Genomic DNA, 23,962 nt, shown 5'->3' with positions numbered 1-23,962 from the left:
AAGAGTGTTCCGGTTTCCCCATGTCGCAGTCCATGCCGTCTTTGTCCTTCCGCCGCCTGCATCCGGCCCTCTCCTATGCCCAGACCCTTGCGCATGGCCTGCTCGTCCTTCTAACCCTCGCCGCCCTTGCCGCCTCTGGTTTGGCGGCCTTTGGTCAGCTGCCTTGGCTTGATCTGGCGCTGCGCTACGGCGCGATGGACCTGCCGCAGTCCGGCATGTGGGCGCAGCTTTCCCTCACCGCACTTCTTTGCCTCATCTGCCTCTTTTTGCCCGCCAATGCCCGCATGGCGCGGCTGGAACGCAGCCACCGCTCCTTTGCCATGGGGTTGGACGATGTGGCCCATGCCTATCGCCTGGCCCATGCCGCCGACCGCGCCGGGGTCTTCGCCCTGTCTGGCGAATTCGAATCCATGCGCGCCCGCCTTGCCCATTTGCGCAACCACCCCGACCTTGGCCAACTGGAACCCGAACTCCTGCAACTCGCCGCACAAATGAGCTTTTTGACACGCGATCTCGCCCGCACCTATTCCGACGACCGCGTGGCCCGCGCCCGCGCCTTCCTTCAGCAGCGTCAGGAAGAGGTGACCATGCTCACCGACCGCATCACCCTTGCCCGCACGACCGTCGACGAACTCCGCCGCTGGCTCACGGATATCGAGGTCGAGGAACGTCAGGCCGAAACGCAGATCAAACGGCTTGAGGCAGACCTGCGCGAAATCCTGCCCCAGCTTGGCTATGCGATGGAACCCGAAGAAACCCGCGACGCCACCGTCGTTCAACTTCCCAAACCGGGGAAATGACTTGAACCGGGGCGGTATCGGGGGCCAGATGCGCCCATGCGCTTGGCCCCCCTTCTGAACCTCTCGCTTCTGATCCTCTTTCCCGTGGCATGGTTCGCGCCGCTTCTGCGCGCGGGGCTTCTGCCGATCTTCGGCCTTTCGGAAATCTCGGTCCTCACCGGGCTGCAATCACTCTGGGACACTGACCCCGCCCTTGCGCTTCTGGTCAGTTTCCTTGCCCTCTTCGCCCCCTATGCCAAGGTGCTGGGCCTCGCGCTGATCGACTTCGGCCTCCTCTCCCCCCGCACCCTGCCCGCGCTCCGCCTGATGGGCCGCCTCGCCATGGCCGATATCTTCCTCGTCGCGCTTTACATCGTGCTGGCCAAGGGGACGGGCTTTGGCACCGTTGAAACCGCGTGGGGCCTCTGGCTCTTCACCGCCTGCGTGGCGCTCTCGCTCCTTCTCTCACACCGCCGCCACACTTGAACCCCCGGCCCCCAGCGGCTACCCAATGGGGCATGAGCAAATCCGCCCCCGCCTTCACCTGCACCGCCTGTGGCGCTGTCCACCGCAAATGGGCGGGCAAATGCGATGCCTGCGGCGCGTGGAACTCCATCGTGGAAGAGGCACCGCTGTCCACCGGCCCCAAATCCCTTGGCGCCAAGGGGAAAACCATCTCCCTCACCGACCTCGCCACCGAAGAGGCCCCGCCCCCCCGCGCCGCCAGTGGGATGGATGAACTTGACCGCGTCCTTGGCGGCGGCCTTGTCCCCGCATCCGCCATCCTCGTGGGCGGCGACCCCGGCATCGGTAAATCCACCCTCCTTCTGCAAGCCACCGCCAGCTTTGCCCGACGCGGCCTCAAATGCCTCTACATCTCGGGCGAAGAGGCCTCGGCACAGGTCCGCATGCGCGCCCAACGCTTGGGCCTTTCTGACGCGCCCGTGGCGCTCGGCGCCGAAACCGCGCTGCGCGACATCCTGACCACGCTCGACGCCGAACGCCCCCACCTCGCCGTGATCGACTCGATTCAGACCATGTGGCTCGACACGGTCGAAGCTGCCCCCGGCTCCGTCTCGCAGGTCCGCGCGGCGGCGCATGAACTGGTTACCTTCGCCAAACGCCGCGGCGTGGCGATCATCCTCGTCGGCCACGTCACCAAGGAAGGCCAGATCGCAGGCCCCCGCGTGGTCGAACACATGGTCGACACCGTCCTTTATTTCGAAGGCGAACGCGGCCACCAGTTCCGCATCCTGCGCGCCGTGAAGAACCGCTTCGGCCCCGCCGATGAAATCGGCGTGTTTGAGATGACGGGCGACGGCCTTGCCCAAGTCACCAACCCCTCGGCCCTTTTCCTGTCCGATCGCGGCCAAACCACCCCCGGCTCTGCCGTCTTTGCTGGCATCGAAGGCACAAGGCCGGTGCTGACCGAAATTCAGGCCCTCGTCGCGCCCTCGAACCTCGGCACCCCGCGCCGCACGGTCGTGGGTCTCGATAGCGGCCGCCTCTCCACGATCCTCGCGGTGCTCGAGGCGCGCTGCGGCATCCCCTTCGCAGGCCTTGATGTCTTTCTCAACGTCGCAGGCGGCATGCGCGTCTCCGAACCCGCCGCTGACCTTGCGGTCGCCGCAGCCCTCCTTTCAGCGCGCGAAGATGTCGCCCTGCCCCCCGACATGGTGCTTTTCGGCGAAATCTCTCTCTCTGGGGCACTCCGGCCAGTCGGCCAGACGGAAAACAGGTTGAAAGAGGCGTCGAAACTTGGTTTCTCACAGGCGATTGCGCCGGACCGCTCTAAGATTGGGGTGGAAACGGGGATGCGGGTGCGTCAGATGCCCGACCTCACGGCCTTTGTGGGCGAAATGTTCGGGGCAGGCTAAAGAACCCCGGCAGGGACAGGAGCAGGACGGCACATGGAAGGTTTTACCCTGATCGACGCCGTAGTGGCCGGCATCATCATCCTCTCGGCGATCCTCGCCTATAGCCGGGGCTTCGTGCGCGAAGCGATGGCCATCGTCGGCTGGATCGGCGCGGCCTTTGTCGCCTTCCTCTTCGCCGCCCCCGTGCAGCCCTTGGTCAAGGAACTTCCCGTCGTGGGCGAATTCTTGGGCGATAGCTGCGAACTCTCGATCATCGCGGCCTTCGCCGTGGTTTTCGCCGGTGCCCTCATCATCGCCTCGCTCTTCACGCCGCTCCTGTCCTCGGCCATCCACCGCACCGCTCTGGGGGGCCTTGATCAGGGCCTCGGCTTCCTTTTCGGCGTGGTGCGGGGTGTCCTTCTCGTGGCCGTGGCCTTCCTCGTCTACGACCGCGCCGTGGCCGCCAATGCCATCCCCATGGTGGATGACAGCCGCTCGGCCAAGGTCTTTGCCACCTTCCAAGACAATCTGGATGCGCAAGTGCCGACCGATGCCCCCGGCTGGATCGTCGCCCGCTACAACGACCTTACACAGGTCTGCGTCGGCGATGCGGCCCCCGCAGAAACCGCCCCCTCCACCTCTGGCTGATCTGCAAACCGGTCTTGCAGCGACATCGGCCAACTGCGGCCAAAGGGGGCGTGACTTCACCGTCACAAAGCACTAGATCACTCCCATCCCTCTCCCCGGATTCGGAGGCCCCATGCGCCCCTTCCTTTCGCACCCCTTCGACGATGACAAGCTGAAGGAGGAATGCGGCGTATTCGGCGTCATCGGCGTGGCCGATGCGGCGAATTTTGTGGCCCTTGGCCTGCACGCGCTTCAACATCGCGGGCAAGAGGCAGGCGGCATCGTCGCCTATGACCCGGATCAGGGGTTCAACTCGGCCCGCCGTTTTGGCTATGTGCGCGACAATTTCACCAAGGCCGATGTCATGGCCACCCTTCCGGGCGAATTGGCCATCGGCCATGTCCGCTATTCCACCGCCGGGTCAAAGGGCGCGACCGCCATCCGCGACGTGCAGCCCTTCTTCGGCGAATTTTCCATGGGCGGGGCCGCCATCGCCCATAATGGCAATCTGACGAATGCCGCAGCCCTCCGCCGCGAACTGATCGAACGCGGCTCCATCTTCCAATCCTCCTCCGACAGCGAATGCATCATCCACCTGATGGCGCGCTCGATCCAGAAGACGATCCCCGAACGCATCAAGGATGCGCTGCGCCGGGTCGAAGGGGCCTTCTCCGTCGTCGCCATGACGCGCACCAAACTCATCGGCGTGCGCGATCCCTTGGGGGTCCGCCCCCTCGTCCTTGGCCGCATCGGCGATCATGGCTGGGCATTGTCGTCGGAAACCTGCGCGCTTGATATCATCGGGGCCGAATTCATCCGCGAAATCGATCCCGGCGAAATGGTGGTGATCGAGAATAACAAGGTGGAAAGCTTCCGCCCCTTCTCCCCCGCCAAATCGCGCTTCTGCATCTTCGAACATGTCTATTTCTCGCGCCCCGACTCGATCCTCGGCGGCCGCTCGGTCTATGAAACCCGCCGCCAGATCGGCGTTGAACTGGCGCGCGAAGCGCCCGTAGAGGCCGATCTCGTCTGCCCCGTCCCCGACAGCGGCACCCCCGCCGCCATCGGCTTTGCCGCCGAAAGCGGCATCCCCTTCGGCCTCGGCATCACGCGCAACCAATATATGGGGCGCACCTTCATCGAACCGACCGAACAGATCCGCAACATGGGCGTGCGCCTGAAACTCAACGTCAACCGCGCCCTCATCAAGGGCAAGCGGGTGATCCTCGTCGATGACTCGGTCGTCCGTGGCACCACCTCGCGCAAGATCAAGGACATGATCCTCGACGCAGGCGCGGCCGAGGTGCATTTCCGCATCGCCTCCCCCCCCACCGCATGGCCCTGCTTCTATGGCGTAGACACGCCCGAACGCGAAAAGCTCCTCGCCGCCACGATGTCCGAGGATGAGATGCGCGATTGGATCGGCGTCGATAGCCTGAAGTTCATCTCGCTCGACGGGCTCTACCGCGCCGCAGGCGAAGCGGCGGGCCGCGATGCAACCAACCCCCGCTACTGCGATGCCTGTTTCTCGGGCGATTACCCCGTGGCTCCGTCCGACAAGCTCGAAGAGGGTTTCCAGATGAAGGCTGCCCAATAATGCCCGGCAGCGCGGCCGCGGTAGATGCCGACCTCGCCGCCCTGCTCTCTGACCAGAAGACCGCCCTGCGCCACCTTCGCGAATTCTTCGCAAGATTGTTGCACGGCCATTTCGAATGCATCTCCTACGCCATGCCCGGCTTTCTCCAATCGGGACCACAGGGCCGCATGGTCGCTGGCTACGTTGGCTTCCGGCGGCATCTTTACCTCTAGCCGCGTTCCGGCAAAGTGATCCCGTGGATCGACTGCCGCCCATTCAAAACCTCAAAAAACGGTATCCTCTCCACCTCCAGCCACCGGTTTCCCGAACCGCTGCCACCGCCATCATCGCCGCTCGCCTAGCCCAATGCGCCGCCGAGCATCTGTATAGGCAGTGACCTTCCCGTCCGCGTTGTTCAAATATCCCACGAAGTTTCCGTGATGTTCCCTAACAAAGCTTCGCTTGCGACAGAGGCAGTCACGGTGATATTCAACAGTGGTGCCATGAGTTCCAAGTAACGTTCCAACTGAAGGCTGCTGTGTTATATGCGAGTTCAACCTTTTGAAAACATCTTCGTTCTGTGCACGGGACGATGCGGCTCCACGACTTTTGTGCAGGCAGCGCGACACGCGACCAATTTCACCGCGTCTCATGAAAGCCGAACACATTTGGCTGGCGCCCTACGCCTCGCCTATCCATCCAAGCATATTGAAGCAGACAATCGGTTAACCTGGCTGCTCGGTCGGCTGGACGTCACCTGGGGCACCCGCCCGCTCTATGTGCATCTGCGGCGCGACGCGGAAGAGACCGCACAATCCTTCGCCAAACGTGCAAATCAGGGCATACTTCTGGCCTATCGAACGACCATTCTGATGGGGGCTGCCAAGCGGAACACGTCTACAGAAATGATAGATTTCTGCCGCGATTACGTACAGACTGTCGAACAGAACATCGCGCTTTTTCTGCGCGACAAACCGCATGTCACGCAGGTGACACTTGAAAACGCACAGACCGATTTCCCAAATTTCTGGGACCGGATAGGAGCCGAAGGCGATCTGGACGCCGCTATGGCGGAATGGGCCGTCAAGCATAACGCCAGCAAGTCCGCCTGACCGCCCTTGAAAGCCCGCGACGCGCCCCTTTCACAGTGGTGACCAAAGGCCCTTGCCCCTTCACCTTGGATCAAATACTTCACGCCCGGCCAGTCACGGAGCATGAGGCATGACCCAGAAGATCGCCCTCGTCACCGGCGCCTCGCGCGGCCTTGGGTCCGCCATGGCCGAACAACTGGCCCTGCGCGGCTGGCATGTGGTCGCCGTCGCCCGCACCGTCGGCGGGCTTGAGGAACTGGATGACCGTGTGAAATCCGCCCGCCTTCCCGGCGCAGGCGCGCTGACCCTCGCGCCGATGGACATCACCAATGACGATGCGATGCGCCATCTCTGCCGTTCCATCCATGATCGCTGGGGCCATCTCGACCTCTGGGTCCACACCGCCATCCATGCCGCTCCCCTCGCGCCCATGGGCAGCCTTGATGCCAAGGACTGGGAAAAATCCATCGCCACGAATACCCGCGCGACGGGCATGCTCATCCCGATGATCGAACCCCTGCTGCGCGCCGCCCCCGATGGCGGCACGGCCCTTTTCCCCGATGATCCCAAAGCGGGCCAGAAATTCTACGGCGCCTATGGCGCGACCAAGGCCGCGCAGATGGCGCTGGCGCGCTCATGGCAGGCCGAGGCGACAAAGCATGGCCCCCGCATCCTCATCGGCGAACCGGCCCCGATGCCCACCGCCACCCGCGCCCGCTTCCACCCCGGCGAGGATCGCGCCAAACTGGCAGATATCCGGACCGAAGCCAGCCGCCTTCTTGACCTGATCTGACACCCGTGGCGAACTGACATGTCAGTTTGCCCTTGCCCCGCCCCCGCGCATCCGCTTGACTGCGCGCGACAGGGATAAGGGATGATCTGACCATGCGCCTCGCCGGGAAAACCGCCTTCTGCACTGCCTCCGGCGCCGGGATCGGCCTTGCCACCGTCCGTGCCTTCAAGGCCGAAGGCGCCCGCGTCATCGCTACAGATATTAGCAGCAAGGCCGTCGACGACCTCCGCGCCGAAGGGTTCGAAGCGCACCGCCTAGACGTGACCGATGCCGCCGCCGTCGCCGCCATGGCGGCCCAGACAGGCCCCGTCGATATCCTTTTCAACTGCGCGGGCTTCGTTCATGCGGGCACCATCCTTGACTGCGAGGAAAAGGATTTCGACTTTTCATTCGAGTTGAACGTGAAATCGCTCTACCGCGTCACCCGCGCCTTCCTGCCCGCGATGCTGGAAAATGGCGGCGGGTCGATCGTCAACATCGCCTCGGTCGCCTCCTCGATCATCGCCGCTCCCAACCGCTTCGTCTATGGCGCGACCAAGGCCGCCGTGATCGGCATCACAAAATCCATCGCCGCCGATTACGTCACGCGCGGTATCCGCTGCAACGCGATCTGCCCCGCCACAGTCGAATCCCCCTCGCTGGAACAGCGCATGCGCGCCCAAGGGGATTACGAGGCCGCCCGCGCCGCCTTCATCGCGCGCCAGCCCATGGGCCGCATCGGCAAGCCGGAAGAGATTGCCCATCTCGCCGTCTACCTCGCCTCGGACGAGGCCGCCTTCCTGACCGGGCAGGCGATTAGCATCGACGGCGGCTGGACCAACATCTGACAGGGCAGACAGCGAAAATTCTTCCCTGAAGAATTTTCGCCCCACCATATAAACAGAAGATTTTTCTACGAAAAATCTTTGCCTCTCAGAAAATTCTTCTGCGAAGAATTTTCGGCGCTCACACCGCCGCCAGCCCGTCCTTGATCCCTGCCCACAGCGCCTCAACCGGCTCCACCCCGATCGACAGGCGCAAGAACCCCTCCGGCACCGCATCGCCCCAGCGCGCACGGCGTTCGCCTGCACTATGGGTAGACCCGAAACTCGTGGAGCGGGCCATATAGGGGCAAGCCTCCAGAAACCGCTCCGCCGCCTCGGCGCTTTCCAGCACCATCCCGATCAGGAAGCCAAAGCCCTGCGCCTGCCGGGCCATCACCGCATGCGACGGGTCCCCCGGCAGCCCCGGATACCGCAGGCCCCCCACCTTGGGATGATTGGCCAACCGCTCGGCAATCACCTGCGCGCTTTGACACATCCGCGCCATGCGCAGCTCCAGCGTCTCGATCCCCCGATGCACCAGCCAGGCCTCGAACGCCCCCGGCACCGCGCCCGAAAGCTTGCGCCAATCCCGCACCCTCTGCATCAGCGCGTCATCGCGCCCTGCCACATGGCCGAACAGCACATCGGAATGCCCCCCCGGCGCCTTGGTATCCGCCGCCACCACCAGATCGGCGCCAAGCTCCAAAGGCCGCTGCAAGACCGCGGTTAGCGTCGTGTTGTCCACGATCACCCGCGCCCCCGCCGCCTTGGCCCGCGCCGCAACCGCGGCGATGTCGCAGACATCCAGCCCCGGATTGGAGGGCGTCTCGATATAGACGATCCCAGCCCCGGCGAAATCCGCCACCGCCATCTCGACCGTCGGCACATAGTCCAAGGTCACGCCGAAAGGTTTCAGAAACCCTTCCGCGAAAAGCCGCACCGTGTAATAGCCATCCGAAGGCAGGATCACCCGCTTGCCCGGCAGAACGGCAGCGAACAAAGCCGCCGAAATCGCCGCCATGCCCGAGGGAAAGCTGATGCAGGGCGCGCCTTCCAGCACAGCCAATTGCGCCTCCACCTCTTCCCATGTCGGCATGGACATGCGGCCATACATGAACCCGCCCTGATCCACGCGCGGCAGATGATAGGTCGCGGCACTGACAAGGGGCGGCGTCACCGGATCGCCCTGTTCCAATCGCGCCGCGCGGTGATGCAGCAGATCGGCGAAACGGCGGTCATCGTCATTTCGGATGGTCATGGCACATGTCTCCTTCGCGCCGATCCTTCCTCCGTCGGACGGGCGGATGCAACCCCGCCCCGGCGCGCCCAGCGGCACCCGCCGGGAGGGCTGCCCGCCCTCCCGGACCCACCAGGGGATATCTTCAGACAGAAAATGAAGGGGTCATTCAAGCCGTGCGGGGAAGCCTTCGGCCCGCAGATCGGTGCCCAACGCATCTTCCAAAAGTTTCACGATCTGCGTCGATTGCGCCGTGCCGCCATAGACGGCCTTGCCCTTCATGAAGGTCTGATTGGTCAAGGAGGCAAGGTCGAGGGGCACCCCGAATTCCTTGCCAAAGCCCATCGCAAAGCCCAGATCCTTCAGAGCAAGGTCCATGGTGAAGGCGATGTCATAGCTGCCATTCAGGATCAGCTGACCTTCCGTTTCATGCACGAAACTCGTGCCGGACGAGGCCGTGATCGCCTCCCATGCCGTCTTGAGGTCCAGCCCCCCCCGCTTGGCCAGCATCAAGGCCTCGCCATCCGCGACCAGATGGATGAAGGCGAGCATGTTGGTGATCACCTTGATGATCGCCGCCGATCCCAACGGCCCCATATGGAAGATCCGGCTGCCGATCGCCTGAAGCGCGGGCTTGTGCATCTCGAAAAGCTCGGCATCGCCGCCGACCAGCACCGTGATCTCGCCCCGCGCGGCAAGGTGAACGCCCCCGGTCACCGGCGCCTCGAGCAGCCGGACGCCCCCCGTATGCGCCAATCCCGCCAGCCGCAGAATATCCTCGCGCCCAAGCGTCGAATTCTCGATCCATGTCGCGCCGGGCTTCATCGTGGTCAAAAGCTGCGCCAGCACCGCCTCGGACACGGCAGGCGAAGGCAGGCAGGTAAAGACATGATCCGACGCCGCCGCCACCTCGGCCGGGCTAGAAGCGACCTTGGCCCCCATCGCCCGATGCCGTTCAGCAAGGCTTTCATCGCGGTCATAGACCGTGACCTCATGCCCGGCACGGATCAGGCTTGCCGCCAAGTGCCCGCCCAGATTGCCCAGGCCCACATATCCGTATTTCATTCTCGCCTCTTACCCCCCAGGTCCTTATGCCCCATGTCCCACGATGGCCTTGACCTCGCAGAAATCATGGATGCCCCAATCGGCATATTCCCGTCCGTTCCCCGATTGCTTGTAACCGCCAAAGGGCGCGAACGTATCCCAAGCCGGATAGTTCAGGCTGACCTGACCCGCCCGCAGCCGCCGCCCCACTGCGATCGCCTCGGCCGTATCGCCCTGCACATAGGCGGCAAGGCCATAGACCGTGTCATTCGCCATCGCCACCGCCTGATCGACCGTGTCATAGCCGATGACAGACAGAACAGGGCCAAAGATTTCCTCTCGCGCCACTGTCATGTCATTCGTCACATGGCCAAAGATGGTGGGCCGCACGAACCAGCCCCGGTTCACGCCCACCGGTCGGCCCACGCCCCCGGTCACCAGCGTCGCCCCTTCATCGATCCCCTTCTGGATCAATGCCTGCACCTTGTCGAATTGCAGCTTGGACACCAGCGGCCCCATCGTCACCGCAGGGTCATTCGGGTCGCCCACCACAACGGCCTCGGCCGCCGCCTTCGCCACGGCCAGCGCCTCATCCATCCGCGCGGCAGGAACAAACATCCGCGTCGGCGCATCGCAGGATTGCCCCGTATTGCCAAAGCAGCCCTCGACACCGCCCGACACCGCCGCCGCCAGATCGGCGGAAGGCAGGATGATATTGGCCGATTTGCCGCCCAACTCTTGCGCCACCCGCTTCACCGTGGGGGCCGCCGCCGCCGCAACCGCTGTGCCCGCGCGGGTGGACCCGGTAAAGGACACCATATCCACCTCCGGATGGGCCGACATCCGCGCACCAACCTCCGGCCCCGTGCCGTTCACCAGATTGAACACCCCCGCCGGAACCCCCGCCGCATGGCAGACCTCGGCAAACAGGATGCCCGACAAGGGCGCGATCTCCGACGGTTTCAGAACCATGGTGCAGCCCGCGGCAATGGCAGGCCCCACCTTGCAGGCGATCTGGTTCATCGGCCAGTTCCACGGCGTGATCAGGGCACAAACCCCGATCCCTTCGCGGATCAACAGCGTCTCGCCCCGCATCTCTTCCCAGTGGAACTCCTTCGCAGCCTTGATCGTGGCCTCCAGATGCACCTGCCCCGCCCAGGCCTGCGCCTCGCGCGCCCAGGCCATTGGCGCACCCATCTCGGTGCTCATCGCAACGGCGAAATCCTCATAGCGCTTGTTATACTCGGCCAAAATGGCCTCCAGCAGCGCGATCCGATCCGCCGCCTTCCAGGCGGTGAACCCGTCAAACGCAGCCCGCGCCGCCAGGATGGCCCGGTCGGCATCGGCCACCGTGCCAAGCGCCACCTGCGCCACGATCTCTTCGGTGGCAGGGTTCTCCACCCCCATCGTGGTGCCCCCCAGCGGTGCCACCCATTCCCCGTTGATGTAGAACTTCGACAGATTTGCGTAGGTCATTCTTCCCTCACCGGAAATAGATGTTGAACCGGGCCCGGATGGCGGCATCGATCTCGGGATCGACACGGCATCCCGCCTTGGCAAGGATGTCATTCTTGCGCCGGATCGCGGTGTCCAGCAACAAAGGTTTCCCTGCCTCGTTCCATTCCTTCGGGCTCATGCGGTTGCCCACATTGGGATAGATATATTCCGTCTGCATCAGGGACAGCGTCTGCTCCGATCCAAGGTAATGCCCCGGACCGCCCAGACAGACCTCCTTCATCGCCTCGATGGAGGTCGAGTCCTCCGTCACATCGATCCCCCGCACCAGACGCATCGCCTGCCCCAGAAGGTCATCCCCCAGCACCAAGGACTCAAGGCAGAAGCCCAAGAGCGAGGCATGCATCCCCACCGCCTCATAGCACATGTTCAACCCCGACAGGCCCGCCAACGAATTGGTGATCCCCTGCTCCCACCCGGCCTGCATATCGGGCAGCTTGCTGTCGGAAATCCCCGACGCCGCCCCACCCGGCAGGTCATAGAACCGGTGCATCTGCGCGCAGCCCGCCGTCAAAAGCGCCTGCTCCGCGCTGCCCCCGCTCATCGCCCCGGTCCGCAGATCGCTGACAAAGGGCCATGTGCCAAAAATGGCAGGCGCCCCCTTCTTGATCGCATTCACATAGACGACCCCGGCAAGGCATTCCGCCACCGCCTGCACAATGGTCAAGGCGATGGGCGCAGGCGCCGTCGCCCCCGCCTGACCCGCGCTCAACAAAAGCATGGGCATGCCGCGCCGGATGCAATCCTCCATCGTGATGCAGGACTCTTCGGCAAACTTCATCGGCGGCACGACAAAACAGTTGGAGTTCGAAACAAATGGCCGCTCCAGCCATTTCTCCTCACCCCCGGCAACCATGTAAAGCATGTCAAAGCAATCCGCGACATGGGACGGATCGCTAAAGGATGTCCCCACATGCTTCTTCGTGCCCGCAAGGCAGGCATAAAGCGTGTTCAGGTCCATCTCCTTATTGTCCACCACATCGCGGCAGACCATCGTGCGCTGGTAGAAATGGATGTTGTCAAGGTTGTCGACCAACCGCGCCCCGTCATACAGGTCCTGCGCCGTGGACTCCCGGTATTCCAGCGTGACCGGGTCCACGATATGCACCGCCGCCCCCGCCGTGCCGAAATGCACATTGGTCCCCGACAGATGCAGGTCATGCTTGGGATCGCGGGCATAAAGCGTGATGTCCCGCGCCGCCACCGCCAACATATCCTCAACCAGCGCGCGGGGGAACCGCAGCCGCCCGTCATCACCCTGAATGGCCCCCGCCGCTGTCATGATCTCGACGCCCGATTTCGGCGCCTGACTAAGGCCGATCACCTCCAGCGCCTCCAGCGCCGATTGGTGAATCTTCGCCATCCCCGCATCCGTCAGGGGCTTGTACTGCCCCCCCGGCATCCCCGCCCGCACGGGCCGCACGTCATCCGCCAAGGGGGCCGCCCGCAGCGCCACCCGCGCCGACCGCCCGCCCGACCGCCGCGCCCGTGCCGGTTCGCAAACCTCACCGATATCGCTCATTTCGCAAGCCCCTTCATCTTGGCCCAAATACTCATCTTCCCCCGCTCCCAACCGCGCCACGCCCGTGGTCCCGCGCCGGGGGGTCCGGGGGGGCGCATGGCCCCCCCGGCGTTATCCTCACATCCGCACCCGTTCCGATTTCGGATCATGCATCGGCACCAGCGAGGCGACCGCCCGATGCCGCACCCCCGCCACTTCGATCTCGTAGGAAGACGCCAGCACCTCCCCCTCGCTCTCGCCTGCGCAAGGCACGTATCCCATGCCCACCGCGCCCCCAAGGAAATGGCCGTAATTCCCGCTCGTCACCGGTCCCACGATGCGCCCGTCCCTGACGATCGCCTCATTGTGGAACAGCATCACCTCCGGGTCCTCCATGCGGAATTGCACCATCCGGCGCGAAAGCCCCGCCTCCTGCCTGCGCAGCACCGCCTCACGCCCGATGAAGCCAGCCTTCTTCTTGGAAACGGTGAAGCCCAGCCCCGCCTCCAGCACATGATCCTCATCCGTGATGTCATGGCCCCAATGGCGATAGGCCTTTTCGATCCGGCAACTGTCCAGCGTGTGCAGCCCGCAAAGCGTGAACCCAAGCCCCTCGCCCGCCGCCTCCAGCGCCTCAAAGACATGCGCCGTCTGGTCAGAACTGACATACAGCTCCCAGCCCAGCTCGCCCACATAGGTCACCCGATGCGCGCGGGCCAATCCCATCCCGACCTCGATCTCCCGCGCCGTCCCGAACGGATGCGCAGCGTTCGAAAAATCGTCCGGAGAAACCCGCGCCATCAAGTCCCGCGCCTTCGGCCCCATCACGCACAGCACCGATTCCGCCGCCGTCATATCGGTGATGGTGACGAATTCCTCCCCCAGACAGCGCCGCAGATGCGCCAGATTGCGCTGCAAGGTCGCCCCCGGCACCACCAAGAGATAGGCCGTCTCCGACAGGCGCGTGACCGTCAAATCCGCCTCGATCCCACCCCGCGCATTCAGGAACATCGTATAGACGATGCGCCCCGGCGCCACATCCACCTCCGCCGAACAGACCCGGTTCAGAAAGGCCGCCGCATCGCGCCCCTCCACCCGGATCTTCCCGAAAGAGGTCATGTCAAAGAACCCAACCCCCTCGCGCACCGCCATATGTTCGGCCTTCTGGTTCTCGAACCAGTTCTGCCGCTTCCAGCTATAGCGATATTCCCGCTCCTGCCCCGGCCGCGCGAACCAATTCGCGCGCTCCCATCCGGCCACCTCGCCGAACACCGCGCCCCGCGCCTTCAGATGCTCGTGCAACGGCGTCCGCCGCACCCCGCGCGACGTTTCCACCTGCCGATAGGGGAAATGGTCGGCATAAAGCAGCCCCAGCGTCTCGCTCACCCGCTCCTTCAAATAGGCGCGGTTGCGCTGGAACGGCTGCGCCCGCCGGATGTCCACCTCCCACAGATCAAAGGGCGGCTCCCCTTCCGTGATCCACGAAGCCAGCGCCATCCCCGCGCCCCCCGACCCTGCGATGCCCACCGAGTTATACCCGGCGGCAATCCAATACCCCCCCAGTTCCGGCGCCTCGCCCAGATAGTATCGGTCATCCGGCGTGAAACTCTCGGGGCCATTGAAAAAGGTATGAATCCCCGATGTCTGGAACAAAGGCATCCGGTGCATCGCCTGCTCTAGGATCGGCATGAAATGATCCCAATCCTCGGGCAGCGTGTCGAACATGAAATCCTCGCGGATGCCCTCCATCCCCCAAGGCTTGGCCTTGGGTTCAAAGGCCCCGATCATCATCTTGCCCGCGTCCGACTTGTAATAGGCGCATTCATCCGGCACCCGCAGCACGGGCAGATGGCCAAGCCCCTCCACGGGTTCGGTGATCAGATAGAAATGCTCGCAGGCATGCAAAGGCAGCGTGACGCCCGATTGCGCCGCCAAGTCGCGCCCCCACATACCGCCGCAATTCACCACCACATCGGCGGCGATAAAGCCCGGCTCGCCATCCGCGCTCACATACTCCACCCCCGTCACACGGCCGCCCGCCTGCCGCACCCCGGTAACCTTCGTATGCTCAAAAATCTGCGCCCCGCGCATCCGCGCGCCCTTGGCCAGCGCCATCGCGATATTGGCCGGGTCGCATTGCCCATCCAGCGGCAGATGCACCGCCCCCACCACATCGCCCACATTCAGATGCGGATACATCTCCTTGACCTGAGACGGCGAGATTTCCGCCACATCCACCCCAAAGATGCGCGCCACGGTGGCCTGCCGCAGCAACTCCTCCCGCCGATGCTCGGTCAGCGCGACCGAGATGCTGCCCACCTGCCGCATCCCCGTCGCAACCCCCGTCTCCGCCTCCAGCTTCACATAAAGATCCGCCGAATATTTCGCGAGCCGCGTCATATTGGCCGATCCGCGCAACTGCCCGATCAGCCCCGCCGCATGCCAAGTCGTCCCCGATGTCAGCTGCTTGCGCTCCAGCAACACCACATCCGTCCACCCGGCCTTGGCCAGATGATAGGCCACCGAACAGCCCGACACGCCCCCGCCGATGACCACCGCCCGCGCCTTGCCCGGAATTCCCATCGCCCCGTCCTTCATCTTGGCCAAAAATACTCCGGGGGTCCGGGGGCTGGCCCCCGGTCCCGCCGCCTGTCACGCGCGCAGCCGCTCGTTCTTTGCGTCCCAAAGCGGCGCATCCTCGCAGACCACCGCCTTGCAGCGCTCCCCGAAGATCTCCACCTCGACCGCCGTCCCCGGCATGGCCAGATCGGCCCGCAGCATGCCCAAGGCCACCACCTTGCCCACCCGATGCCCGAAATAGCCGCTCGTCGTCTCGCCCACGACAGCACCGTCATGCCAGATCGTGCTCATGTAAGGCGGGTCACACTCCCCCGCCTCGACCGTCAGGGTGACAAAGCGCTTCGCCACGCCCCGCTGCTTTTCCGCCTCCAGCGCAGCCTTGCCCCGGAAGTCCGGCTTGGCCCAATCGACGAACCGCTCCAATCCGCCCTGAAGCACGGTGTAATCGGTGGAAAGATCCCCCTTCCACGCCCGATAACCCTTCTCCACCCGCAAGGAATTCAGCGCGAACATCCCAAAAGGCCGCAAGCCCGCTGGCACACCCGCCGCCATCACCGCGTCAAAGACCGCAGGCGTATCCGCCACCCGCGAATGGATCTCCCAACCCAATTCCCCAGCAAAGCTCACCCGGAACAGCGTGACCTCTGCCCCCGCGATCCGCGCCGTCTGGAACGTCAGCCAGCCCTTCGTCAGGTCCGCATCCGAACAGGCCGCCAGCACCTCGCGCGATTTCGGCCCTGTCAGGATTTGGCAGGACCAATCCTCCGTCACGTCCTCAAGGCGCAGCCCCGGCACCAGATGCCGCTGCAGCCATTCCTTGTCATGCATCTGCGCCGTGGCGGCGGTGATCAGAAGGAACTGATCCTCCCCCATCCGCGCGACCGACATCTCGGTCACGATCCGGCCCTTGTCATCCGCGAAATAGGCCAGACCCAGCCGCCCGACCGACGGCAGCTTGCCCGTGACCTGCGCCGACAGCCACGCCGCCGCCCCGTCGCCCGTCAGCACGAACCGCGAAAACCCGGGAAGGTCGAGGATGCCACAAGCATCCCGCACCGCAAGGCATTCCTCGCGCACCGCACCGAACCACGGGCCTTCCCGGTCCCATGTCCGCTGCGCGTCCTCCGATGTGTCATCACCGGGCCGCGCATACCACAGCGCCCGCTCCCAGCCATTATAGGGCCCGAACTGCGCCCCCATCGCCGCCACCCGGTCATGCACGGCGGAATGCTTCTTCCCCCGCCCCACTGGCCAGACATGATGCGGGAAATGGATGGCATATTCGTGCCCGTAAACCTCCATCCCCTTGTCGACGCAATATTGCGGGTCCTCGAACCCTGTGAAACGGCGCGGATCGCAGGACCACATGTCCCATTCCGTCGCCCCTTCCGTCACCCATTCCGCCAGAACCTTGCCCGCGCCACCCGCCTGACAGATGCCAAAGGTGAAAACGCAGGCCTCAAAGGCATTGGGCACCCCCGGCATCGGCCCGATCAAAGGGTTTCCGTCCGGCGTATAGGGGATCGGCCCATTGATGACCTTGGTCAGATTGGCCTGCGCCAGCAAAGGCACCCGCGCCATCGCGTCATTGATATGCCATTCCAGCCGCTCCAGATCGTCGGGGAACAGCTGGAAGGAAAAATCCTCCGGCATCGGATCATCCGCCGTCGCCCAATGCGCGCGGCAATTCCCCTCATAAGGCCCAAGGTTAAAGCCGTATTTCTCCTGCCGCAGATAGTAGGAACTGTCCACATCGCGCAAAAGCGGCAGCTTATGCCCCACCCCCTTGGACCAGCTTTCCAGTTCGGGGATCGTGTCGAACAGCAGATATTGATGGCTCATCACCATCATCGGCAGATCGCGGCCAAACATCTTGGCCACCTCACGGGCGTAATATCCGGCGGCATTCACCACGATCTCGCAACGGATCTCGCCCTTCGGCGTCTCCACCACCCATTCATCGCCCTCGCGCCGCACGCCCGTCGCGGGGCAGAACCGCTCGATCCGCGCGCCCATCTGGCGCGCGCCCTTGGCCAAGGCCTGCGTCAACTGCGCCGGATCAATGTCGCCATCATAGGGGTCATACAAGGCCCCGCTCAGATCATGTGTCTCAAGAAACGGATAGCGCGACCGGACCTCGTCAGGCGACAGGATATCAAGGTCCATTCCCTGATACCGCCCCATCCCCACCACACGCTTGAATTCCTGCAACCGCTCCTTGGAATGCCCCAACCGCACCGATCCGGTGACGTGGTAATTCATCGGATAATCGACCGCCTCACCCAGACCCCGGTAAAGCTGGGCCGAATAGCGCTGCATGTTCATGATCGACCAGCTTGACGAAAAGGTGGGCACATTCCCCGCCGCATGCCAAGTGGACCCTGCGGTCAATTCGTTCTTCTCCAGAAGGACGCAATCCGTCCACCCGGCCTTCGCCAGATGATAAAGGGATGAGGCCCCGACAGCCCCCCCCCCGATGATCACCACCCGCGCGCTCGTGGGAAAATCCGCCATGCCATCCTCCACCGTCCCGTGCCCGCAAAGGGCGCATTTCGCGCGGCAGGATGACAGCGCTTCAGCGCGCTTTCAATTCGGGCAATTCGCGCCTATTGATCGGAAAATCCGATCAGAGGCACCATGCAGATCGACCTTCTCGACACCTTCCTCGACCTTGCCGAAACCCGCAGCTTCAACCGCACGGCAGAACGGATGGGGCTGACCCAATCCACCGTCTCTGCCCGCATCGCGGCACTGGAACAGGCGCTGGGGGCGAAACTCTTCACCCGCTCCCGCGCGGGCACGGACCTCACCATCGAAGGCGGCCGCTTCGAATCCCATGCCCGCGCGCTCCGCCACGAATGGCACGAGGCGCGGCGCCGGATCAAAGTCCCCGACCGCGCCGCCCATCTGATCCGCCTTGGCATCCAGAACGACCTCGCCGCCCAGCATATCGGCGAATGGATCGCCGATTTCCGCCGCGCGCTTCCCGACACGGCCTTCTATATCGAACCCGATTATTCCAACCAGATGTGCGCCGATGTCCTGACGGGCATCCTCGACTTCGCGGTGATGTATTCCCCAAAACCCCATCCCGACCTGCATTTCGCACAACTGGGTGAGGTGACCTACCGCATGGTCAGCACCGATACCGACCGCCGGGCCGAGGTGAACCCACAGACCTTCATCTTCGCCCATTTCTCCCCGGCCTTTGAGGCGATGCATCGCGACCTGACGCCCGAATTCGCCTCTGCCCCCGTCTCGGTCGGACAAAGCGCGACGGTGGCCTCCCTCCTCACCGCGATGGGCGGGGCGGGCTATGTGCTGGAACGCACCGCCACCCAGATGCTCGCCTCAGGCCGCTTCCGCGAGGTGGCCGATGCCCCGGTCCTGCGCCAGCCCGTCTATGCCGCAACCCATCTGCGCCACCGCATCACCCCCCTGCACCGCAAACTCCACCGCATCGTCCAGCGCCGCCTGACGGGGCGATGACGTCCCTGTTCCATTTTCTGTCTGAAAAGCGCCTCGGGGGGGTCGGGGGCAGACAGCCCCCGGGGGCCCGCCACCCCACGCGACGCCGAAGGCAATTTCCCCAAAACCCCACGGCCCAGACGCCAGCCCTATCGCCAAAGCTCCCGCCATAACCCCTGCCTATACCCGTTGCGCCAAACCCCGCCAAAGCGCGCGCTCCGTGCCCACAGTTTGCTGCACAGAATCCGGCACAAAACAGGGGACAGCCGATGACAGCGCCTCAGACCATCGTCCGCAGCCGATATCCCGGCCCATGCAGCAGCCGCACAAAGGTGATCGGGGCCTCCGCCGTCCATGTCGCCCGCTCTGTCACAAAAACCGGATCGCCTGCCCTTATCCCCAATGCCGCCGCCTCTTCAGGCCGTGCGCTTTCGGCAGAAAACTCAATATCCCCAGTGGCATAGGCCACATTCTGCACCAACCATTCATTGGCGCTCACCTCGCCAAAATCGGGCACCACGCCCCCCGGCAGCACAGCAATATTCAACCACCGCACCTCATGCGCAAAGGGCCGCCCCCCCGCCAGATGTAGCGTCTCAAGGAACATCATCCGCGCCCCCGCCGCCACCCCCATCCGCAAGGCCACCGCCAAGGGCACGCCTTCCATCCGGCTCTCCAACACGCGATGGCCATAGACCTCGCCTCGCGCCTCAACCTCTTGCCGTATAATGGAAATTTCCAGCGTCGCCTTGCGCACCGGCAACAGAGCCACCCGTGTTCCCGCCTTCCTGCGCCGCTCCAGAAGCCCCGCCTCCGCCAGATCGCGCAGCGCCCGGTTCACCGTCGCCCGCGCCACCCCGAATTCCACCGCCAAGGCCTCTTCCCCCGGAATAACCTCTCCCGGCGCCCAGTCCCGCGCCCGAATTCGGCGCAACACCTCGTCCCGCACCCCTTCCCAGCCCATCACGCCCGCTCCCGCAGGCCCGCCATCACCGCGCGGAACCGCCCTTCCACGCGCTCCCGCGCCACATGCCGCCCCCCCGTCACGATATGCCGCCCGGCCGACCAGACCTCGGCCACAAGCGCATCATTTCCTGCAAAAACAAAGGCATCAAGGATCTCATCCGCTTCCCGCCCCGCCAGATGGACCGATCCCATATCCAGCGCCACAAGATCCGCCACCGCCCCCTCGCAGATCGCGCCAGAGGCGCGGCCCGCCGCCATCGCCCCCCCTTGCACCGCCCCCTCCCACAGCACTCGCCCGGTCGACCGGGAACCCTCGGCCAGCATCGCCCGCCCCCGATCGCGCAACCGCTGCGAATACTCAAACAGCCGCAATTCCTCGGCCAACGAGATACGCACATTGCTGTCCGACCCCACGCCCCAGCGCCCTCCCGCGCCTGCAAAGCGCACCCCGTCAAAGATGCCATCGCCCAGATTTGCCTCGGTGATCGGGCACAGCCCCGCCACGGCCCCGGAACGCGCCAAGGCCACTGTTTCGGCCTCGGTCATCTGGGTGCAATGGATCGGGCACCAACGCCCATCCACCGCCGCATTGGCCAAAAGCCACTCTACCGGACGCGCCCCATAAGCGGCAGAAACCTCTTCCACTTCAGCCACTTGCTCAGCCAGATGAATGTGGATCGGCGCATCGGGGGCAAGCCGCTCTGCCATCTGCAACCCCGCCACATCCACCGCCCGCAGCGAATGCGGCGCAACCCCCGTTGCCCCATCCGGCAACCGTTTCACCGCCGCGGCCGCCCCCTCCCACATCCGTGCGAACCGCTCCGGATCATTGCCAAACCGCATCTGCCCTGCCGACAGCGCCCGCCCGTCACAGCCGCCACGCTGATAGAGAACCGGCAGCAGCGTCAGGCCAAACCCGGTTTCTTCCGCCGCGTTGACGATGCGTTCAGACATTTCTGCCAGATTGGCATAAGGCACGCCTCCGGGCTGATGATGCAGATAATGGAACTCCGCCACGGCGGCGAACCCGGCTTCTGCCATCTCAACCATCACCTGCGCGGCGATTGCCTCCACATCCTCGGGCGTCAAGCGGTCCAGAAAGCGATACATCAACGAACGCCAGGTCCAGAAACTGTCCTGCCCGGCACTTCGCCGCTCTGTCATCCCCGCCATCGCGCGCTGAAAGGCGTGCGAATGCAGGTTTACGGGCGCGGGCAACAGGCAGCCCACCCGCTGGCCACCCATGGCTGGCCCCACCGCCACCACCCGCCCGCCCTCGATACGCACCCCCACATCCGACGCCCAGCCCTTTGGCAACAACGCGCGTTCTGCATGGATCAACATCTCAGCCCCTCGCTTGACAGGTCTTTATGTATATACATAATAACGTCAACCTCAGACATAAGGCAAGATGGGATGGCGATTCTCCTCACCGGGATCACGGCGGCCACGATGCAGGGCGGCTATGGGCTAATCCCAGATGCGGCCCTTTTGATCGAAGGCGAAACGATCGCCTGGATCGGGCCTCGCAGCGCGGCACCAAAGGCGCAAACCATTGACCTAAATGGAAAACTCCTTACCCCCGGCCTGATCGATGCCCATACCCATCTGGTCTTCGCAGGCAACCGCGCCGCCGAATTTGAACTGCGCCTGCAAGGCGCCAGCTACGAAGAGATCGCCCGCCAAGGCGGCGGCATCCTCTCCACCGTCACTGCCACCCGCGCTGCTTCCGAAGACGACCTGATCGCCCAATCCCTCCCCCGCCTCGACGCGATGATCGCCCAAGGCATGACCACCGTCGAAATCAAATCCGGCTACGGCCTTACTGCGGAGGATGAGCTGAAAATGCTCCGCGCCGCCCGCCGCCTCGGCCAGTTGCGCCCTGTCACGATCACCACCACCCACCTCGCCGCCCATGCCATCCCCCCGGAATATAAGGGAAATGCGGATGGCTATATCAATGAGGTTGCGATCCCCTCGCTCAGCGCCGCGAAGGCCGAAGGCCTGATCGATGCCGTAGACGCCTTCTGCGAAACCATTGCCTTCACGCCTGCGCAGGTGGACCGCCTCTTCACCGCCGCCCGCGCCTTGGGCCTGCGGGTGAAACTTCATGCCGAACAACTCTCAGATCAAAGCGGCGCGGAACTCGCGGCCCGCCATGCCGCCCTCTCTGCCGATCACTTGGAACATCTCTCTGCCGAAGGCATCGCGGCAATGGCCCGCGCGGGCACCGTGGCGGGTATCCTGCCGGGGGCCTTCTACACACTTCGCGACACCCATATCCCCCCGATCACGGCCCTGCGTGCGGCGGGTGTCCCGATGGCCGTCGCCACCGATTGCAATCCCGGCTCATCCCCCATGACCTCGCTGCCCTTGGCCATGAACATGGCCTGCACCCTCTTTCGCATGACCCCGGAAGAGGCGCTTCTTGGCACGACCGCCCATGCGGCCCGCGCGCTGGGTCTGGCCGATCGCGGCACCCTTGCCCCCGGCATGCGCGCCGATCTTTGCCTTTGGAACCTGACCCATCCGGCCGAACTTTCCTACCGCATCGGGGCCGAGGCTTTGCACAAATCAATCTTCGGAGGCCATCTTGACGCCTGAAATTCTCAATCCCGGTGGCACAACACTTACACAAATCGAACATATCTACCGATCTGGCTGCCCCGCCCGCCTGCACCCCTCCGCCCGCACGGGTATCGATGCGGCATCCGCCCAGATCGCCGCCGCCGCCGCAGGCGATGCCGCCGTCTATGGGGTCAATACCGGCTTTGGCAAACTCGCCTCGCTCAAGATCGCGGCCAAGGATACCGCCACGCTTCAGCGTAACCTGATCCTGTCGCATTGCTGCGGCGTGGGCGACCCGATGCCCCGCAATGTGGCCCGCCTGATGATGGTGCTGAAACTCCTCTCGCTTGGGCGCGGGGCCTCTGGCGTCCGCTGGGAAATCGTCGCCCAGATCGAGGCGATGCTCGAACAGGGCATCACCCCCGTCATCCCCGCCCAAGGCTCCGTCGGTGCCTCCGGCGACCTTGCCCCCCTCGCCCATATGGCCGCCGTGATGATCGGCGCGGGGCAGGCCGAGGTGGACGGCCACACCCTCCCCGCGACCCAAGCCCTTGCCAGGAAAGGCCTTTCCCCCGTCACCTTGGGCCCGAAAGAGGGCCTCGCCCTCATCAACGGCACACAGTTCTCCACCGCCTATGCCTTGGCAGGCCTCTTCGACGCATGGCGCAATGCGCAGGCCGCCCTTGTCATTTCGGCCATGTCGACCGATGCAATCATGGGTTCCACCGCCCCCCTGCATCCACAAATCCACGCCCTTCGGGGCCATACCGGCCAGATCGAGGCTGCCGCCACCCTGCGCGCCCTGCTCGATGGATCGCCCATCCGCGAAAGCCACCGCGACGGCGATACCCGCGTGCAAGATCCCTATTGCATCCGCTGCCAGCCACAGGTCACCGGGGCCGCCATGGATATCCTGCGGCAGGCCGCACAAACCCTTGAAATCGAAGCCAATGCTGCAACCGACAACCCACTGGTCCTGTCCGACGGGCAGATCGTTTCGGGCGGGAATTTCCACGCCGAACCCGTGGGTTTCGCGGCGGATATGATTGCCTTGGCGGTTTCAGAAATCGGCGCCATCGCCCAGCGCCGCGTCGCACTGATGGTGGACCCCACGCTTTCCTTCGACCTGCCGCCCTTCCTCACCCCGAACCCCGGCCTGAATTCCGGCCTGATGATCGCCGAGGTGACGACAGCAGCTTTGATGAGCGAAAACAAACACCTCGCCCATCCCACCGTCACCGACTCCACCCCCACCAGCGCCAATCAGGAAGACCATGTCAGCATGGCCGCCCATGGTGCGCGCCGCCTTGGCCAGATGAACGCCAACCTCTCTCACATTCTGGGGGTCGAGGCGCTTTGCGCCGCGCAGGGGATCGAATTTCGCGCCCCCCTGACCACATCGCCCCCGCTGCAAAAGGCCCTCGCCCGCCTGCGGGCCGAGGTCGAAACGCTGGGCGAAGATCGCTACCTCGCCCCTGATCTTGAAACGGCCTCCCGCCTTGTCGCCGCAGGCGACCTTGCGGCGGCGGCTGCCATTCCGCTTCCCATGCTTTGAAGG

The 23,962-nt window shown here is 64.4% G+C and carries 20 protein-coding genes; 12 read left to right on the top strand and 8 right to left on the bottom strand.

Features of this window, described 5'->3' with window-relative positions; genetic code table 11:
- Positions 1-20: 20 nt before the first annotated feature.
- The 9 genes from QF092_RS02170 to QF092_RS02130 all read left to right on the top strand — a co-directional run bounded on the left by QF092_RS02170 (position 21) and on the right by QF092_RS02130 (position 7,549).
- Complete coding sequence (locus QF092_RS02170; RefSeq protein ID WP_281467197.1) at positions 21-800, top strand: DNA repair protein; 780 nt, start codon at positions 21-23, stop codon at positions 798-800.
- 36 nt (positions 801-836) lie between these two features.
- Positions 837-1,265 carry a paraquat-inducible protein A gene (locus QF092_RS02165; protein ID WP_281467195.1) on the top strand — a complete coding sequence of 143 codons (429 nt, stop codon included), beginning with the start codon at positions 837-839 and terminating at the stop codon, positions 1,263-1,265.
- Between the two features lie 32 nt (positions 1,266-1,297).
- Positions 1,298-2,656, top strand: a complete 1,359-nt coding sequence (gene radA / locus QF092_RS02160) for a DNA repair protein RadA (protein ID WP_281467194.1) — start codon at positions 1,298-1,300, stop codon at positions 2,654-2,656.
- A gap of 33 nt (positions 2,657-2,689) precedes the next feature.
- Positions 2,690-3,283, top strand: coding sequence for a CvpA family protein (locus QF092_RS02155; protein ID WP_281467192.1), 594 nt, complete (start codon positions 2,690-2,692; stop codon positions 3,281-3,283).
- Between the two features lie 112 nt (positions 3,284-3,395).
- Positions 3,396-4,859 (top strand): amidophosphoribosyltransferase, encoded by a 1,464-nt coding sequence (gene purF / locus QF092_RS02150; protein WP_281467190.1) that lies wholly within the window; start codon positions 3,396-3,398, stop codon positions 4,857-4,859.
- The gene (locus tag QF092_RS02145; RefSeq protein WP_281467188.1) at positions 4,859-5,071 is read left to right on the top strand and encodes a hypothetical protein; all 213 of its coding nucleotides are present in this window, start codon (positions 4,859-4,861) and stop codon (positions 5,069-5,071) included. The genes purF and QF092_RS02145 overlap by 1 nt, the downstream gene beginning before the upstream one ends.
- A gap of 312 nt (positions 5,072-5,383) precedes the next feature.
- The gene (locus tag QF092_RS02140; protein ID WP_281467186.1) at positions 5,384-5,950 is read left to right on the top strand and encodes a hypothetical protein; all 567 of its coding nucleotides are present in this window, start codon (positions 5,384-5,386) and stop codon (positions 5,948-5,950) included.
- Between the two features lie 109 nt (positions 5,951-6,059).
- Positions 6,060-6,722, top strand: a complete 663-nt coding sequence (locus QF092_RS02135; protein WP_281467185.1) for an SDR family NAD(P)-dependent oxidoreductase — start codon at positions 6,060-6,062, stop codon at positions 6,720-6,722.
- A 92-nt stretch (positions 6,723-6,814) separates the two neighbouring features.
- On the top strand, positions 6,815-7,549 hold the full coding sequence (locus QF092_RS02130) for an SDR family oxidoreductase (RefSeq protein WP_281467183.1): 735 nt from the start codon (positions 6,815-6,817) through the stop codon (positions 7,547-7,549).
- Between the two features lie 118 nt (positions 7,550-7,667).
- Here QF092_RS02130 and QF092_RS02125 read toward each other — a convergent pair whose 3' ends face one another.
- The 6 genes from QF092_RS02125 to QF092_RS02100 form a co-directional block, all read right to left on the bottom strand.
- Positions 7,668-8,783: a cystathionine gamma-lyase gene (locus QF092_RS02125; protein ID WP_281467181.1), complete on the bottom strand. Its 1,116-nt coding sequence runs from the start codon at positions 8,781-8,783 to the stop codon at positions 7,668-7,670.
- Positions 8,784-8,927: 144 nt separating this feature from the next.
- Positions 8,928-9,827, bottom strand: a complete 900-nt coding sequence (locus QF092_RS02120; RefSeq protein WP_281467179.1) for an NAD(P)-dependent oxidoreductase — start codon at positions 9,825-9,827, stop codon at positions 8,928-8,930.
- 24 nt (positions 9,828-9,851) lie between these two features.
- Positions 9,852-11,282 carry an aldehyde dehydrogenase family protein gene (locus tag QF092_RS02115; protein WP_281467177.1) on the bottom strand — a complete coding sequence of 477 codons (1,431 nt, stop codon included), beginning with the start codon at positions 11,280-11,282 and terminating at the stop codon, positions 9,852-9,854.
- Between the two features lie 7 nt (positions 11,283-11,289).
- Positions 11,290-12,843 (bottom strand): trimethylamine methyltransferase family protein, encoded by a 1,554-nt coding sequence (locus tag QF092_RS02110; RefSeq protein ID WP_281467175.1) that lies wholly within the window; start codon positions 12,841-12,843, stop codon positions 11,290-11,292.
- A gap of 117 nt (positions 12,844-12,960) precedes the next feature.
- Positions 12,961-15,420: a GcvT family protein gene (locus tag QF092_RS02105; RefSeq protein ID WP_281469714.1), complete on the bottom strand. Its 2,460-nt coding sequence runs from the start codon at positions 15,418-15,420 to the stop codon at positions 12,961-12,963.
- A gap of 54 nt (positions 15,421-15,474) precedes the next feature.
- Positions 15,475-17,916 (bottom strand): GcvT family protein, encoded by a 2,442-nt coding sequence (locus QF092_RS02100; protein ID WP_281467173.1) that lies wholly within the window; start codon positions 17,914-17,916, stop codon positions 15,475-15,477.
- 123 nt (positions 17,917-18,039) lie between these two features.
- Between QF092_RS02100 and QF092_RS02095 the strand changes: the two genes are divergently transcribed.
- A complete protein-coding gene (locus QF092_RS02095) occupies positions 18,040-18,891 on the top strand; it encodes a LysR family transcriptional regulator (RefSeq protein WP_281467171.1) in 852 nt (283 codons plus the stop codon).
- 259 nt (positions 18,892-19,150) lie between these two features.
- Here QF092_RS02095 and QF092_RS02090 read toward each other — a convergent pair whose 3' ends face one another.
- Positions 19,151-19,834, bottom strand: a complete 684-nt coding sequence (locus QF092_RS02090; RefSeq protein WP_281467169.1) for a GntR family transcriptional regulator — start codon at positions 19,832-19,834, stop codon at positions 19,151-19,153.
- Positions 19,834-21,180 carry a formimidoylglutamate deiminase gene (locus tag QF092_RS02085; protein WP_281467167.1) on the bottom strand — a complete coding sequence of 449 codons (1,347 nt, stop codon included), beginning with the start codon at positions 21,178-21,180 and terminating at the stop codon, positions 19,834-19,836. The genes QF092_RS02090 and QF092_RS02085 overlap by 1 nt, the downstream gene beginning before the upstream one ends.
- A gap of 72 nt (positions 21,181-21,252) precedes the next feature.
- On the opposite strand from QF092_RS02085, the gene hutI reads away from it, so the two are divergent.
- Both hutI and hutH read left to right on the top strand, forming a co-directional pair.
- Positions 21,253-22,440, top strand: coding sequence for an imidazolonepropionase (hutI, locus tag QF092_RS02080; protein WP_281467166.1), 1,188 nt, complete (start codon positions 21,253-21,255; stop codon positions 22,438-22,440).
- On the top strand, positions 22,430-23,959 hold the full coding sequence (hutH, locus tag QF092_RS02075) for a histidine ammonia-lyase (protein ID WP_281467164.1): 1,530 nt from the start codon (positions 22,430-22,432) through the stop codon (positions 23,957-23,959). The genes hutI and hutH overlap by 11 nt, the downstream gene beginning before the upstream one ends.
- Positions 23,960-23,962 lie beyond the last annotated feature (3 nt).

The organism is Fuscovulum ytuae, from assembly GCF_029953595.1.
Lineage (GTDB): Bacteria > Pseudomonadota > Alphaproteobacteria > Rhodobacterales > Rhodobacteraceae > Paragemmobacter > Paragemmobacter ytuae.
Note: the sequence above shows the minus strand (reverse complement) of the source record. Positions and strands in the feature narration are given on the sequence as shown.

Bases quoted from the DNA above. Each gene is read 5' to 3' on its own strand.
- QF092_RS02115 (WP_281467177.1), bottom strand. From the start codon at position 11,282: ATGACCTACGCAAATCTGTCGAAGTTCTACATCAACGGGGAATGGGTG.
- QF092_RS02095 (WP_281467171.1), top strand. From the start codon at position 18,040: ATGCAGATCGACCTTCTCGACACCTTCCTCGACCTTGCCGAAACCCGC.
- purF (WP_281467190.1), top strand. From the start codon at position 3,396: ATGCGCCCCTTCCTTTCGCACCCCTTCGACGATGACAAGCTGAAGGAG.
- QF092_RS02130 (WP_281467183.1), top strand. From the start codon at position 6,815: ATGCGCCTCGCCGGGAAAACCGCCTTCTGCACTGCCTCCGGCGCCGGG.
- QF092_RS02145 (WP_281467188.1), top strand. From the start codon at position 4,859: ATGCCCGGCAGCGCGGCCGCGGTAGATGCCGACCTCGCCGCCCTGCTC.
- QF092_RS02100 (WP_281467173.1), bottom strand. From the start codon at position 17,916: ATGGCGGATTTTCCCACGAGCGCGCGGGTGGTGATCATCGGGGGGGGG.
- QF092_RS02085 (WP_281467167.1), bottom strand. From the start codon at position 21,180: ATGTTGATCCATGCAGAACGCGCGTTGTTGCCAAAGGGCTGGGCGTCG.
- QF092_RS02125 (WP_281467181.1), bottom strand. From the start codon at position 8,783: ATGACCATCCGAAATGACGATGACCGCCGTTTCGCCGATCTGCTGCAT.
- radA (WP_281467194.1), top strand. From the start codon at position 1,298: ATGAGCAAATCCGCCCCCGCCTTCACCTGCACCGCCTGTGGCGCTGTC.
- QF092_RS02140 (WP_281467186.1), top strand. From the start codon at position 5,384: ATGCGAGTTCAACCTTTTGAAAACATCTTCGTTCTGTGCACGGGACGA.
- QF092_RS02170 (WP_281467197.1), top strand. From the start codon at position 21: ATGTCGCAGTCCATGCCGTCTTTGTCCTTCCGCCGCCTGCATCCGGCC.
- QF092_RS02135 (WP_281467185.1), top strand. From the start codon at position 6,060: ATGACCCAGAAGATCGCCCTCGTCACCGGCGCCTCGCGCGGCCTTGGG.
- QF092_RS02120 (WP_281467179.1), bottom strand. From the start codon at position 9,827: ATGAAATACGGATATGTGGGCCTGGGCAATCTGGGCGGGCACTTGGCG.
- QF092_RS02105 (WP_281469714.1), bottom strand. From the start codon at position 15,420: ATGAAGGACGGGGCGATGGGAATTCCGGGCAAGGCGCGGGCGGTGGTC.
- QF092_RS02110 (WP_281467175.1), bottom strand. From the start codon at position 12,843: ATGAGCGATATCGGTGAGGTTTGCGAACCGGCACGGGCGCGGCGGTCG.
- QF092_RS02090 (WP_281467169.1), bottom strand. From the start codon at position 19,834: ATGGGCTGGGAAGGGGTGCGGGACGAGGTGTTGCGCCGAATTCGGGCG.
- QF092_RS02165 (WP_281467195.1), top strand. From the start codon at position 837: ATGCGCTTGGCCCCCCTTCTGAACCTCTCGCTTCTGATCCTCTTTCCC.
- hutI (WP_281467166.1), top strand. From the start codon at position 21,253: ATGGCGATTCTCCTCACCGGGATCACGGCGGCCACGATGCAGGGCGGC.
- QF092_RS02155 (WP_281467192.1), top strand. From the start codon at position 2,690: ATGGAAGGTTTTACCCTGATCGACGCCGTAGTGGCCGGCATCATCATC.